The sequence below is a fragment of the Actinoplanes siamensis genome (assembly GCF_016862395.1).
In the GTDB taxonomy this organism is placed as follows: domain Bacteria; phylum Actinomycetota; class Actinomycetes; order Mycobacteriales; family Micromonosporaceae; genus Actinoplanes; species Actinoplanes siamensis.
In genome coordinates, this window is sequence record NZ_BOMW01000006.1 from 240,664 (window position 1) to 253,914 (window position 13,251).

At 71.5% G+C, this 13,251-nt stretch carries 6 protein-coding genes; 2 read left to right on the forward strand and 4 right to left on the reverse strand.

What is annotated here, in order from left to right:
• The first annotated feature begins 297 nt into the window (after nucleotides 1-297).
• Nucleotides 298-906, forward strand: a complete 609-nt coding sequence (locus Asi03nite_RS02855; RefSeq protein WP_203676776.1) for a type IV toxin-antitoxin system AbiEi family antitoxin domain-containing protein — start codon at nucleotides 298-300, stop codon at nucleotides 904-906.
• A gap of 501 nt (nucleotides 907-1,407) precedes the next feature.
• Here Asi03nite_RS02855 and Asi03nite_RS02860 read toward each other — a convergent pair.
• Nucleotides 1,408-6,339, reverse strand: a complete 4,932-nt coding sequence (locus Asi03nite_RS02860; protein ID WP_203676777.1) for an NAD-glutamate dehydrogenase — start codon at nucleotides 6,337-6,339, stop codon at nucleotides 1,408-1,410.
• 212 nt (nucleotides 6,340-6,551) lie between these two features.
• Between Asi03nite_RS02860 and Asi03nite_RS02865 the strand changes: the two genes are divergently transcribed.
• Nucleotides 6,552-8,456, forward strand: a complete 1,905-nt coding sequence (locus Asi03nite_RS02865; protein WP_203676778.1) for a penicillin-binding transpeptidase domain-containing protein — start codon at nucleotides 6,552-6,554, stop codon at nucleotides 8,454-8,456.
• Between the two features lie 186 nt (nucleotides 8,457-8,642).
• Here Asi03nite_RS02865 and Asi03nite_RS02870 read toward each other — a convergent pair whose 3' ends face one another.
• From Asi03nite_RS02870 to Asi03nite_RS02880, 3 genes are all read right to left on the reverse strand, one after another.
• Complete coding sequence (locus Asi03nite_RS02870; RefSeq protein WP_203676779.1) at nucleotides 8,643-9,938, reverse strand: AI-2E family transporter; 1,296 nt, start codon at nucleotides 9,936-9,938, stop codon at nucleotides 8,643-8,645.
• Nucleotides 9,939-10,045: 107 nt separating this feature from the next.
• Nucleotides 10,046-11,542 carry a coiled-coil domain-containing protein gene (locus Asi03nite_RS02875; protein WP_203676780.1) on the reverse strand — a complete coding sequence of 499 codons (1,497 nt, stop codon included), beginning with the start codon at nucleotides 11,540-11,542 and terminating at the stop codon, nucleotides 10,046-10,048.
• Nucleotides 11,543-11,784: 242 nt separating this feature from the next.
• Nucleotides 11,785-13,119, reverse strand: coding sequence for a coiled-coil domain-containing protein (locus Asi03nite_RS02880; protein WP_203676781.1), 1,335 nt, complete (start codon nucleotides 13,117-13,119; stop codon nucleotides 11,785-11,787).
• Nucleotides 13,120-13,251: the final 132 nt, after the last annotated feature.

Here is a 13,251-nt window from a genome sequence, read left to right on the forward strand (position 1 = left end):
TCCGCGACGTGGTAGGTGAGCCGGGCGCGGCGGGACTTCGGGAGCAGTCCCCCGCCGCCCGGCTGGCCGAGTCCGGGACACCGGCCCTCCGACTTCGGACTCGGTTTCCCGGCCTTTCGGCGTGAGCGCGTCCCGCACATCGCGGCCGGCCGCCGCGCCCGCCATCCCGTTCCGCCGCCGGAATCCCAGGTCACACCGGCTGAGTCCGGCAAAGTTTCCGCGCGGGAGTTATCCACACCGTGCCTCTGTCCACAGGGCCCGAAGCATCCGCTCGCGGAAACCGGCAGAGTCCCGGGCATGCCACAACTCGACGAGATCGCCCGACGCCAGCGCGGGGTCGTCAGCCGCCGGCAGGCGTTCCAGGCCGGCATCTCCCCGGGCGTCCTGCAGCGCCGGGTGACGACCGGGCGCTGGCAGCGGCTGCTGCCCGGGACCTATGCGACCTTCGCCGGCCGACCGCCGCCGGCCGCGCTGCGCTGGGCCGCCGTGCTCTATTCGGGTTCCGGGGCGATGCTCTGCCACCGCTCGGCGGCCGAGGAGTCCGGCCTGGTCAGATCCGGTCAGGGCGCCGTCCACGTGCTGATCCCGGAGAGCCGCCGGGTCCGGCCGGCCCCGGGCATGGTGGTGCACCGGTCCCGGTATGCCAAGGCCCGGAGGCACCCGCGCCGGCGCCCGCCGCAGACCCGGCTGGAGGAGACGGTGCTGGACCTCGCCTCGACCTCGGCCAGCGTGGACGAGGCGCTGCGCTGGATCATCGTCGCCTGCCTCCACCGCCGCACGACTCCGGACGGCATCGCCCGGGCTCTCGAACGCCGCACCTGGCTGCCCCGTCGCCGCGCGGTGGCCGCCCTGCTCGCCTACGCCGCCGGCCGGACGACAGAACTTCCCCACTGGCCCACGACATGACCGATCCTTACTCGCCGTCACCAAATCCTGCTACAGCCAGTAACGATCCTCGCCCGGACGTCGTCCGCGTGCCGGACATGCCGGCCCGCACGACCCCTCGACCCTGCCGCGTGGGCTGACCGCCCCCGATCACCGCGCGGCGCGTCCGCGATTCTCGAGAAGGGAGGTATCGCAGAGCGCCTGAAGTCTGCCGGCGGCAACCGGCAGGCCCGGCATTCCGGGCACCGGGCGCTCCGGGAAAGGACGATCCCGGACGGTCGGCCGGGGCACCCGCCCCGGCCGACTCGGGCGTCCGCCGCCCGTCCCTTTCCTGCCGCGCCCGCCGATCGTCGTCCGCCGCCAGCCACGCCCCGCCGCCGGCCGATCATCATCCACGGCCCGACCTGCCGCGCCCCCTCGCCGGCCGTTCGCCATCCGGCGCCCGCCTGCCGCGGATCGTCACCCGTCGCTCGCCGCCCGCCGATCGTCACCCGTCACCGACGAGCGGCGGACGGCGGGACCTCAGCTCGCCGACGAGGTCTTCACCAGCGTGCGGATCTGGCGGAGCAGCACCGACAACGCTGCCAGGTCCGCCGGGGACTCGTCCACGTCCCCCATCGCGTTGGACGCGCGGGCGATCGACGCCGCGTTGACCTGCTCCCACTGGGAGACACGGTCCTCCGGGGCCGCGGTCTCCGGGGTGGACTGCAGGACCTCGGCGGTGAGAGCGGCCAGTGCCGCGTACAGGTCGTAGCGGAGGGCCATCCGGGCCAGGGTCTGCCAGCGGTCACCACGAGGAAGGCGGGAGATGTGCGACAGCAGGGCGTCGACACCGAAGCGCTCGGAGAGCACGAAGTACACCTGGGCGACCTCGGTGACGTCCCGGTCGATGGCGGTCGCCGTCTCCAGGATGTCCAGCAGGCCGAAGCCGTAGAACACCCGGGCCACCGTGTCGGCCAGGTCCGCCGGCACCCCCTTGCCGGCCAGCGTGGCCGCGCGCTCCTCGAAGGCGCGGCGCTCGGCGCCGACGATCACCTCCGGGAGGCGGGGCAGCAGGGTTTCCACGCCGGGACGCAGCTTGGTGATCTCACCGGCCACGTCGATCGGCGAGCGCCGGGTGCTGACCAGCCAGCGGACGGCCCGGTCGAGCAGTCGCCGGGTCTCCAGGAAGACCAGCGTCTGCGCGGAGGTCGGCACCTGGTTGTCCAGCGCCTCGCCGGCCGCCCAGATGTCCCGGAGGCCGTAGACGTCGCGGATCACCACGTACGCCCGGATGACGTCGGCGGCCGAGGCGCCGCTCTCCTCCATGGCGCGGAAGACGAACGACGTGCCGCCCCGGTTGACCACCTCGTTGACCAGCGCGGTCGAGATGATCTCCCGGCGCAGGCGGTGGCCGGCCATCCGGGCGGCGTAACGCTCGCGGAGCGGGGTCGGGAAGTACTGGTGCAGCACCTGCTCGGTCCAGGCCTCGTCGACCAGTTCGTCCGCGAGGACCTCGCGTTCCAGGCTGATCTTGACGTAGGCGAGCAGCACCGCGAACTCCGGCGCGCTCAGGCCCTCGCCGTTCTCGTAGCGGACAGCCAGCTCCTTGTCCGTGGGCAGCGCCTCGAGCTCGCGGTTCAGCTCGCCCCGCTGCTCCAGCGAGTTCAGCATCCGCCGGTGCACCGGCAGCAGCGAGTGGGCCTGCGCCCGCGCGTTGCCCAGCGCCATCGCCTGCTCGTAGTTGTCCCGCAGCACCAGCGCGCCCACCTCGTCGGTCATGGCGGCCAGCAGCTCATCCCGCTCGGGCATCGACAGCTCGCCGTCCACCACCGCCCCGCCGAGCAGGATCTTGATGTTCACCTCGTGGTCGGAGCAGTCCACGCCTGCCGAGTTGTCGATGAAGTCGGTGAACACGCGGCCGCCGGAGCGGGCGAACTCGATCCGGCCGCGCTGGGTCAGGCCCAGGTTGCCGCCCTCGCCGACCACCTTGACGCGCAGGTCGGCGCCGTTCACCCGGATGGCGTCGTTGCCCTTGTCGCCGACGTCGGCGTGCGACTCCGAGGCCGCCTTCACGTAGGTGCCGATGCCGCCGTTGAAGAGCAGGTCGACCGGGGCCTTGAGGATGGCCCGCATCAGCTCGCCGGGGCTGACCGCGGAGACCGAGTCGCCGAGGCCGAGCACGGCGCGCACCTGCGGGCTGACCGGGATCGACTTGGCGCCGCGCGGATAGACCCCGCCGCCGGCCGAGATCAGCGACCGGTCGTAGTCGGCCCACGACGAGCGCGGCAGGTCGAACAGGCGGCGGCGCTCCGCGTAGGAGCTGGCGGCGTCCGGGTCCGGGTCCAGGAAGATGTGCCTGTGGTCGAACGCGGCCACCAGGCGGATGTGTTCGGACAGCAGCATGCCGTTGCCGAAGACGTCGCCGGACATGTCGCCGACGCCGACCACCGTGAAGTCCTCGCTCTGGATGTCCTTGCCCAGGTCGCGGAAGTGCTTCCTGACCGATTCCCACGCGCCCCGCGCGGTGATCCCCATCTTCTTGTGGTCGTAACCGGCGGAGCCGCCGCTGGCGAACGCGTCGCCGAGCCAGAAGTCCTTGCCCACCGAGATCTCGTTGGCGATGTCGCTGAACGTCGCGGTGCCCTTGTCCGCGGCGACCACCAGGTACGGGTCGTCGCCGTCGTGCCGGACCACGTCGCTCGGCGGCACGATCTTGCCGCTGAGGATGTTGTCGGTGACGTCCATCAGCGCGGTGACGAAGCGCTTGTAGCACTCCACCGCCTCGTCCCGGTCGCCAGGCTTCTGCTTGAGCACGAAGCCGCCCTTGGCGCCCACCGGCACGATCACCGAGTTCTTCACCATCTGCGCCTTGACCAGGCCGAGCACCTCGGTACGGAAGTCCTCGCGCCGGTCCGACCAGCGCAGCCCGCCCCGGGCGACGGCGCCGAAGCGCAGGTGCACGCCCTCGAAGCGCGGCGAGTAGACGAAGATCTCGTACTTCGGGCGCGGTTGCGGCAGGTCCGGGATGGCCTCCGGGTTCAGTTTGAAGGCGACGTACGACTTCGGCCGCCCGTCCGCACCCCGCTGGAAGAAGCTGGTCCGCAGCGTCGCCTCGATCAGCGTCAGGTACGACCGCAGGATCCGGTCCTGGTCCAGGCTCTCCACCTCGTCGAGCAGCTCGGTGATCCGGGCCGCCACCTCGCTCGAGCGTCTGGTCCGCTCGGCCTCACCGATCTGCAGCGCCGGCGAGAACCGGACCTCGAAGAGCTCCAGCAGCAGCCGCGCGATGTCCGGGTAGGCGATGAAGGTGGACTCCACGTACCGCTGGGAGAAGACGTTGCCGGCCTGGCGCAGGTACTTCGCGTAGGCCCGCAGCACCACCACCTGCCGCCAGGTCAGCCCGGCGCGCAGGACCAGCTCGTTGAAGCCGTCCACCTCGGCCTCGCCCCGCCAGGTGGAGGCGAACGCGTTCTCCACCTGGGGCCGCACCTCGGAGAGCTCGCGGTGCACCTTGGGCGGCCTGAGCCCGAAGTCGTAGAGGTAGATCAGCCCGTCCTCGCGGCGGATCTCGTACGGCCGCTCGTCGCTGACCTGCACGCCGAGCGAGTGCAGCACGGGCAGCACGGCGGAGAGCATCATCGGCTCGCCGAACCGGTAGACCTTGAACCGGATGTCGTGCTCGTCCGGCTCCGGGGCGCCGTCCGGGCCCAGCCTGCGACGCCGGTACAGGTGCATCTCCAGCTGGCCGGGCTCCTCGAGCAGCTCCAGCTTGGCGAGGTCCTGCATGCCCTCGTACGGCGTGTGGCCGTTCTTGTAGCTCTCCGGGTAGGCGTGGGCGTAGCGGTTGAACAGCTCCTTGGCCGGCTCGTCGCCCAGTTTGCGCTCCAGCACCAGGCTGAAGTCGTCGTCCCACATCCGGGTGGCGTCGGCGAGCTGCTCGGCCAGCGTGTTCGGGTCCAGGTGCCCGGGTGGCGCGGCCGGGTCGGTGCGCACGATGAAGTGCACCCGCGCGAGCATCCGCTCGGTCACCCGGGTGGTGTAGTCGACGCCGACGCCGTTCAGCTCACGCAGCAGGATCTCCTGCATGCGCAGCCGATTGCCGGTGGTGAACCGGTCCCGGGGCAGGTAGATCAGGCACGAGATGAAGCGGCCGTAGCCGTCCCGGCGCAGGAACAGGCGCAGCTGCCGGCGGCCGGCCATCCGGAGCACGCCGACGACCGCCTCGTACAGATCATCCGTCTTGATCTGGAAAAGCTCGTCCCTCGGATAGGTTTCCAGGATCTGCAGCAGGTCCTTGCCGGAGTGGCCGCGCGGCGACAGGCCGGAGCGGTCCATCACCTCGGTGACCTTGCGCTTGACCACCGGCAGCTCGCGGACGCTGGTCCGGTACGCCGAGCTGGAGAACAGGCCGAGGAAGCGCTTCTCGCCGGCCACGTTGCCGTCGCCGTCGAACGACTTGACGCCGATGTAGTCGAGGTAGGCGGAGCGGTGCACGGTGGCCCGCGAGTTCGCCTTGGTGATCACCAGGAGCCGCTTCTCCATGGCCCGCCGGTGCGCCTCGGGCGCCATGCTGTCGAGCCGCCGCGGCCGGCTGTCGCCGCGCAGGATGCCCAGGCCGGTCCCGTGCACCGACTGGAGGACCCCGTCGTCGTCCAGCCGGTACTCGCGGTAGCCGAGGAACGTGAAGTGATCGTTCGCGAGCCACTTGAGCAGCTCGATCGAGTCGGTGACGTCCTTCTCCGGCACCGGCAGCCTGCGGTCCGATCCGCGCGCGGCGGCCAGTTCGTCGGAGATGACCAGGGCGCGCTGGCGCATCCGCGGCCAGTCCTCGACGGCCTCGCGCACGTCGGTCAGCACCCGGCGGACCTCGTTGAGCAGCTGGTCGCGGGCTTCGGCGCGGCGGACCGGGTCGATCTCGATCCGGATCCAGCTCTCCACCAGGTCGCCCTCGATGGCGTCGTCCGGCTCGACGTCCGCCTCCAGCTCGCCGAGCGCGCCGAGCGGCTCGCGCCGCACCACGATCAGCGGGTGCACCATCAGGTGGACCTGCAGGTTGTGTGCGGTCAGCAGCGCTATCACCGAGTCGACCAGGAACGGCATGTCGTCCGTGACGATCTGCAGCACGGTGTGCCCCTGCGAGCCGCGCGGCTCGGTCAGGGCCAGCTTCAGCTCGCCCGGCAACCGGTTCACTGCCAGCTCGCGGTGCTCGACCGCTGCGGTGAACATCTCGTCCGGCGTGCGCCCGACCAGTTCCTCGTCGGGCGCGAATCGCCAGAAACGGGCGACCAGGGACGCGGTGCTGTGGTCCTCGCCGGCTCGCTCCACGGCCTGAGCAACGAGTCGCTCGGCGTTCGGGAGCGGCTCGTCGAGCTCCCCGGAATCGGTGGACGCACCGAGCCGCCCGGTGAGGGCGAGCCCGGGGCCGGGCACTGTGTGATCAGAATCGGTCGCTGCCTCGTCGGTGACAGCCATCTTCCGGCGCTCCCCTCACCCACGGCACTGTGGGCTCGAACGTGTCGGGCACAGCGTAGAACGAGCGGGCGCGACTGCTTCACACCCTGGGTGTGCCAGCCCGACAAGTGGGCTGATATGCGAGGTTTCGTACGGTGCGGGGCGGCGCGGACGGGCCTCCGGCGACTACCGTGCGATCAGCCCAGCAAGACGTACCCACAGGGGGAAACCTCATGCGCCGCTCCACCATCGGATTGACGACTCTGCTCCTGCTGGTCACGGGCGGACTGGCCGGATGCTCCGGGGACGAGCCGCAGGACACCGTCACGGAGTTTCTCAACGGCTGGAAGAACGGCGACCTGAGCAAAGTGGGCTTCGTCACGGCCGAGGGCGGCAAGATCGCGTCGGCTGACGTGCTGACCGCGATCCGCGACTTCTACGGCGATCTCAAGGATCAGCCGCTCGCCGTCTCGACGGCCGGCGACCCGGAGGAGTCCGGCGACATCGCGACCACCCCCCTCGACCTGAAATGGACCCTTCCGGGGAACGTCACCTGGGAGTACAAGTCCAGCGTCCGGATGACCAAGCGCAGCGGCGACGGCTGGCAGGTGATCTGGGAGCCCACCGTGCTGCGGTCCGAGCTGGAGACGGGCGAGAAGTTCCGGCTGCGCCGGGTCGCCGCCAAGCGCGGCACGATCCTGGACGCGAACGGAAAGCCCCTGGTCGGGCCGCAGAAGGTGATCGTGATCGGGGTCAGCCCCGAGAAGATCACCGACCTCGTGTCGCTGACCAGGTCGCTCGGCGCCGCGTTCCGGAAGATCAAGGTCGACGTCGATCTCGCCAGCCTGAAGGACCGGGTCGCCAAGGCCGACGAGGGAGCCTTCCTCGACCTGGTCACGCTGCGCCGGGCCGACTACGACAAGATCCGCGACGAGGTACGGCCGTTGCCCGGCACCGTGTTCCGCGAGGAGACCCGTCAGCTCGCCCCGACCCGCGCCTTCGCCCGCGCTCTGCTCGGCACCGTCGACCCGGCCACCAAGGACGACCTGGACCAGCACCCCGACGAGCTGACCACCGGTGACCAGGTCGGCCACGGCGGCCTGCAGGGCAGGTACGACAAGCAGCTGCGCGGCACGCCCGGCCTGTCCGTGGTGATCGCCGCCGAGGCCGCCGACGAGAGCGTGCAGACCCAGCCGGTCTTCACCTCGCAGCCGGTGGACGGCACGAACGTCAAGATCACCCTGGACACCGCCACGCAGAACGCGGCCGACCAGGCGGTCGCCGCCGAGAAGCAGCCCAGTTCGCTGGTCGCGCTGCGGGTCAGCGACGGCTCGGTGCTCGCGGTGGCGAACGGGCCGGACGCGGGCGGGGTGAACACCGCGCTGACCGGGCAGGTGCCGCCCGGTTCGACATACAAGATGATCTCGGCGTACGGGCTGCTCTCCACCGGGAAGGTCACCGCTGACACCGCGGTGGACTGCCCGAAGACCGCGACCGTCGGCGGGCGCACGTTCAAGAACTCGCACGACGAGGAGCTCGGCAAGGTGCCGTTCCACGTCGACTTCGCCAAGTCCTGCAACACCGCGTTCGCCGGGCTCTCCGCCGAGCTGGGCGCGGACGGGCTGAAGTCGGCGTCGAGCGCGCTCGGCATCGGCGGGGACTGGAACATCGGGATCGACGCGTACACCGGGAAGGTCTCCGACGGCGCGGACCCGGCGGAGCTGGCCGCCGCCACCTTCGGCCAGGGCAGCACCGCGGTGAGCCCGATCGCCATGGCGGCCGCGACCGCGGCCGTGGCCAAGGGCGGTTTCCAGCCGCCCAGGCTGGTGCTCGACCCGGCGCCGGCGGCGGCCGGCACGGCCGGGACCCTGGACGCGAAGTCGGTCGACGCGCTGCGGTCGATGATGCGCGAGGTGGTCACCGGCGGCACCGGCACGGCGCTGAAGAGCGTTCCGGGCAAGCCGGTCCACGGCAAGACCGGCACCGCCGAGTTCCAGAACGGCTCCGACGAGACGCACTCGTGGTTCGTCGGCTACCAGGGCGACGTGGCGTTCGCGGTGATGGTCCAGAAGGGTGGCGCCGGCTCGGAGGCGGCGGTCCCGGTCGTCAAGCGCTTCCTCACCACCCTCGACAAGTAATCCGACAACCCGGCGGCCCCTCCAGCCCCCGCGAGACGCTTCCCAGCACCAGTCAACACAGCGCTACTGGACCCCGCGGGCCCGACACCTCCCGGTGGCGGTGCTGGCGGGGCTCGAGGGGTGTCTCGGCGGTCGTGAGACCCCCTGGCGGCCGGCCGGTGGCGCGGGGGCGGGGTCGAGGGGTGGTCAGCGGTGGTTCATGCTGGGCACCAGGACCTCGCGCGTGATGAGCTGGACGGCGGCGACCATGGGAATGGCCACCAGGGCGCCGAAAACCCCGAACAGGGCGACCCCGAGCAACGCCGCCACCAACGCGGCCACGTCGCTGACCTGGACCGAGCGGCGCATCACGTTCGGATAGATCAGGTAGTTCTCGACCTGCTGGTAGACGACGAAAAAGACGATGCAGACCACGCCGTCGGTGACCGACGAGGCCAGCCCGACCAGGCTGACGATCACCGCGCCGATGGTCGCGCCGATCTGCGGGATCAGGTCGCAGACCGCGACGACCACGGCGAGCGCGAACGGGTACGGCAGCTCCAGCAGCACCGCCGCGACGAAGGTGCCCACCCCGGCCAGCACGGCTATCGAGATCGCGCCGACCATGTAACCGCCGACCTTGGTCAGGATCTCGTCGGTGAGCAGCCGCACCCGATCCCGCCGCGACGACGGGACCAGCGAGAAGCCGGCCTCCTTGATCCGCTCGAAGGAGGCCATGAAATAGATGGTCAGCACCAGCACGGTGAGGACGTTGAAGATCGTCCCGAAGATCAGTTTGGCGCCGCCGACCACGCCGCCCAGCGCGTTGCCGATGGTGCCCGCGTTCACCGCGCTCTGCACCTTGTTGACGATGTCGTAGCGCTGCACCAGCTCGTTGACGGTCTCACTGCGGCGCAGGTTGTCGATCGTCTCGGGAGCGTTGTTGACCAGCTCGGTGGTCTGCGTGACCAGCGGCGGGATCAGCGCCACGATGCCGCCGGCCAGCAGTGCCACCACGGCCAGCGCGACGAACGCGACGGCCGCGCCGCGGGGCAGGCCCCAGCGCCGCAGCCGCACCACTGCCGGGTTCAGCCCGATCGCCAGGAACAGCGCGATGAAGATCAGGACAAGAATCGAGGCGGCGTTGCGGACCCCCAGGAAGAGGGCGTACGCCACGATCACGCCCAGCCCGAACAGGAAGCCGAACAGGAACGGGCTGCGCCGGTTCAACGGCCGGCCGGGCGCACCGAACCGTCCTTTCCCGACATCCGTCCCCTCCGGCTCCAGGTCCGACCCGAGCCCGGCAGCCGGCCCGCTCCCGGAGCGGGGCACAGCAGCCGGCACGCCCGTGGAATGCGGCGCGGTGGCCGGCAGCACGCCCGTGGAACGAGGACCGGCGGGCGACACGCTCCCGCCATCGGGCCTGGCTACCGGCGCACCCGCGACACCGGGCCCGGCGGCCGGATCTCCTGAGAGGTCAGCGTCCACGGGCTCGGATGACATGCGGGACCTCCACGGCGGACGGCAAGCCCCAGGAGGCTATCGCCGCCGTGCGAGACCCGCCAATCCGTCGATGCGCGACCGTGCCGGTCCCGTACCACCGGAGGGTTTCAATCGGCGTCCGCGGACACGCGGCTCGCCTGTGGAACGGCGACCTTGGCCGAAGCGGTCACCTTGGCCGGCTGGGCCGCCACCTTCTCCGCCGGGGTCGCGGACCCCTTGGTCGTGGATCCCACGACCGCGGACCCCTTGGGCGCGGATCCCACCGCGGCGACTCCGGTGGCCGGGGCCGGAAGCGAAGCCGTCTCCGGCGCCGCGTGCGCACCGACCGGGCCGCCCGCCTTGCCGCCACTCTCCTGATCGTCCGGGGACGCCGCGGCGGCCAGCACCGCGGCCGCCGCCAGCTCGGCCACCCGCTTCGCCTCCTGCTGCACCTGGCGGCGGACGTCGGCGGCATGCCGCTCGGCGGCCTCGCCGGCCTGCTTCGCGTCGCTCACCCGCTGCAGCTCGCGCTCCAGCTGCTCGGCCGCGTCGGCCAGGCGCTGCTTGACCCGCTCGGTCTCCAGCTCGGCGGCCTCGGCCTGCTCGGCCGCCGCGGCCAGGCGCTCCTCGGCCTCGGTCACCTTGGCCTGGGCGGCCTCCAGTTCCCGGCCGGCCTGGGCGATCTTCTCCTGCTGGGCGGCGAGCTCCTTGCGGGTGGCGGTGGCCTGCTCGTCGGAGCGGCGGAGCACCTCCTCCGCGTACTTGTCGGCCTCGCTGCGCAGGTCGGCGCACTGCTTCTCGACCCCCGAGCGCAGCTCGGCGAGCTCCTCGATCACCGCGTGCCGGCGCAGCGCCAGCTCGTGCTCGACGGCGGCCTTGAGGTCGGCCTGCTCGCGATCGGCCTCGGCGCGGCGGGCGGCGATCTCCTGGTTGGTCTTCTCCCGCAGCGCCTTGATCTCCTGGTCGGCCTGCATCCGGGTGGACTGCACGTAACCGTCGACCTCGGCGCGGGCCCGCTGGGCCTCCTGCGCGGCCTTGTCGGCCAGGTGCTGCGCCTCGGCGCGGGAGCGGGCCAGCAGGGCCTCGCTCTCGGTGCGGATCTGTTCGGCGGTCTGCCGGGCGGTGGCCACCGCCTTCTCCGCGGCGGCCCGCTTGGCGGCGTCGGCCTTCTCCTCCTCGGCGCGGCGGGCGGCCAGGGCCACCTCGAAGTCCCGCACGGCGTCGTGGGCGTGCGCCTCGGCCTCGGCCCGGATGCGCTCCGCCTCGGCGAGCCGGCCGGCGATGTCGTCGGTGGCCGATGCCTTGATCGCCTCGGCCTGCTCCTCGGCGAGTGCCAAAATCTGCTCGACCCGGGGACCGAGGTGCCGGAAGGAGACCTCGCCGGAGATGCCGGTGTTGCGGCGGGCCTGCGTGATCTCCTGCTGGAGCCGCTCGATCTGCGCCGCCATCGCCTGGATCTGCGAATACGCCTGCTCACGTTCGGCGGCCAGCGCGGCGATCTCGTTCTCGGCGCGGGCGACGTATCTTTCGACCTGCTTGCGCTCGTAGCCCCGCAGCGCGGTCTCGAAGCTGGGCTCGGTGGCCGACTCTCCGCCAAGGCCGAAGATTTCACCGCCGTGCGACATGCTCTCCATCCTCACATACGCGTAGTCCTGCGGCATGTGGATACACACCGGCTTGAGCGGGACTATGCGGGTAGTTGCGAATTGTCCGACCGGGGACCGGGCGAAACCAGGCTACGCGCCAAAACGATTCAGGCCGTCCGGAGAAACTCCGGTACGGCCTGAGTCACACAAAAACCTCCGACCCGGTTCACGGTCGCGCACTCCACAAGAGTCCGCAACCGGAGCGAACCGGGACCCGTCGGTCAGGAGTTGGTCTTGGCGGCCACCGGCTCCTCGCCGGTCCCGGCCTCCTCCGTCGCGGGCTGGGCCGCGTCGGGCCGCACGGCATCAGGCTGCGCCGGTGCGGCGGTCTTGGCCTGCTCGGCCGCCTTCGCCACGGCGGCGGCCGGCGCGGCGCCGCCCACCCCGGGCACCAGTCCGGACAGGCCGGAGAGCATCTGGCCCAGCTGGTTGGTGACGGCGTCCTTCTGCCGGGTGAGGTCCTCCACCTCGCGGCGGGCCGCCTGGGTGGTCAGCTCGGCCTCCGTGCGCGCCTCGCTGAGCAGGCGGTTGGACTCGGAACGAGCCTCGGAGACGGTCTTCTCGGCGAGGGCCCGGGCCTTCTCCACCGCCTCGGCGGCGGAACGCTCCGACTCGACCCGGCGGGTCTCGGCGCGCTGCTCGATCTCCTTGGCGCGCTCCTCCGCGGCACGGGCCCGCTCCTCGGCCTCGGCCACCATCTTCTGGGTGGCGGCGACCTGAGCGGCGTGCCGCTGCGACTCCTCGGTCTCCGACTTCTCCCGGCGCTCGGCGATCTCCAGCGCCAGGGCCTGCAGGTCCTTGTCGCGCTTGTCCCGGGCGTCGGTGAGCATCTTGGTGGCCTCGGCGCGCTTCTCCTCGGCCTCCCGGGCCGCCTTGGCGCGGGCCTGGGTGATCTCCCGCTCGGCGGTGGCGCGCAGCGACGCGACCTCCCGCTCGACGGTGGACTTGAGCTCGGCCACCTCGTGGGCGGTGACCGTGCGCAGCTGCTTGGTCTCGCGGTCGGCGTCCGAACGCAGCGTGTCGGCCTCGCGCCGGGCCTGCACCCGGGTCTCCGCGGCCTCCCGCTCGGCGTGCGTGCGCACCTGGCCGGCCTCGCGCTCGGCGGTCGCCTTCATGGCGGCGGCCTCGGCACGCGCCTTGTCGGTGATCTCCCGGGCCTCGAGGCGGGCCGCGGAGAGGATGCCCTCGCTCTCCCGCTTCGCCTCGCCGCGGTGGTCGTTGGCCTGCTCCTCGGCGAGCCGCAGGATCTGCTCCACCCGGGTGCCCAGTCCGGAGAGCGTCGGCCGGTTGTTCTCCTCCAGCAGTTTGTTGCTGTCGGCCAGCTTCTGCTCCAGCACGTTCAGCCGCTGTTCGGCCTGGCGGAGGCGGCGCTGGGCGTCGTTCATGCGCTGCTCGGCCTCACCACGGGCCTGGTACGCCTGGTTCAGCGCGGCGAGCAGACGGCCGATGTGTCCGTCGACCTGCTGGCGGTCGTAACCACGCAGGACGACGGTGAAGTCGTGCTGGGTATTCGCGGTTTCGAAGAAGTCCACGTGCTGATCCTGCTGCTGGGGCATTGCGCCATCCTGGCGAGAAGGGGGCGGACATGCAAGGGCGGGTTGACTCTCGAACCCCAATGTAGATCAGCTCTGAGCTGCTGCGCGGGCGGGTGCCGGGTCGTCCCGGGGACGCCGGTCACTCACCTGGCC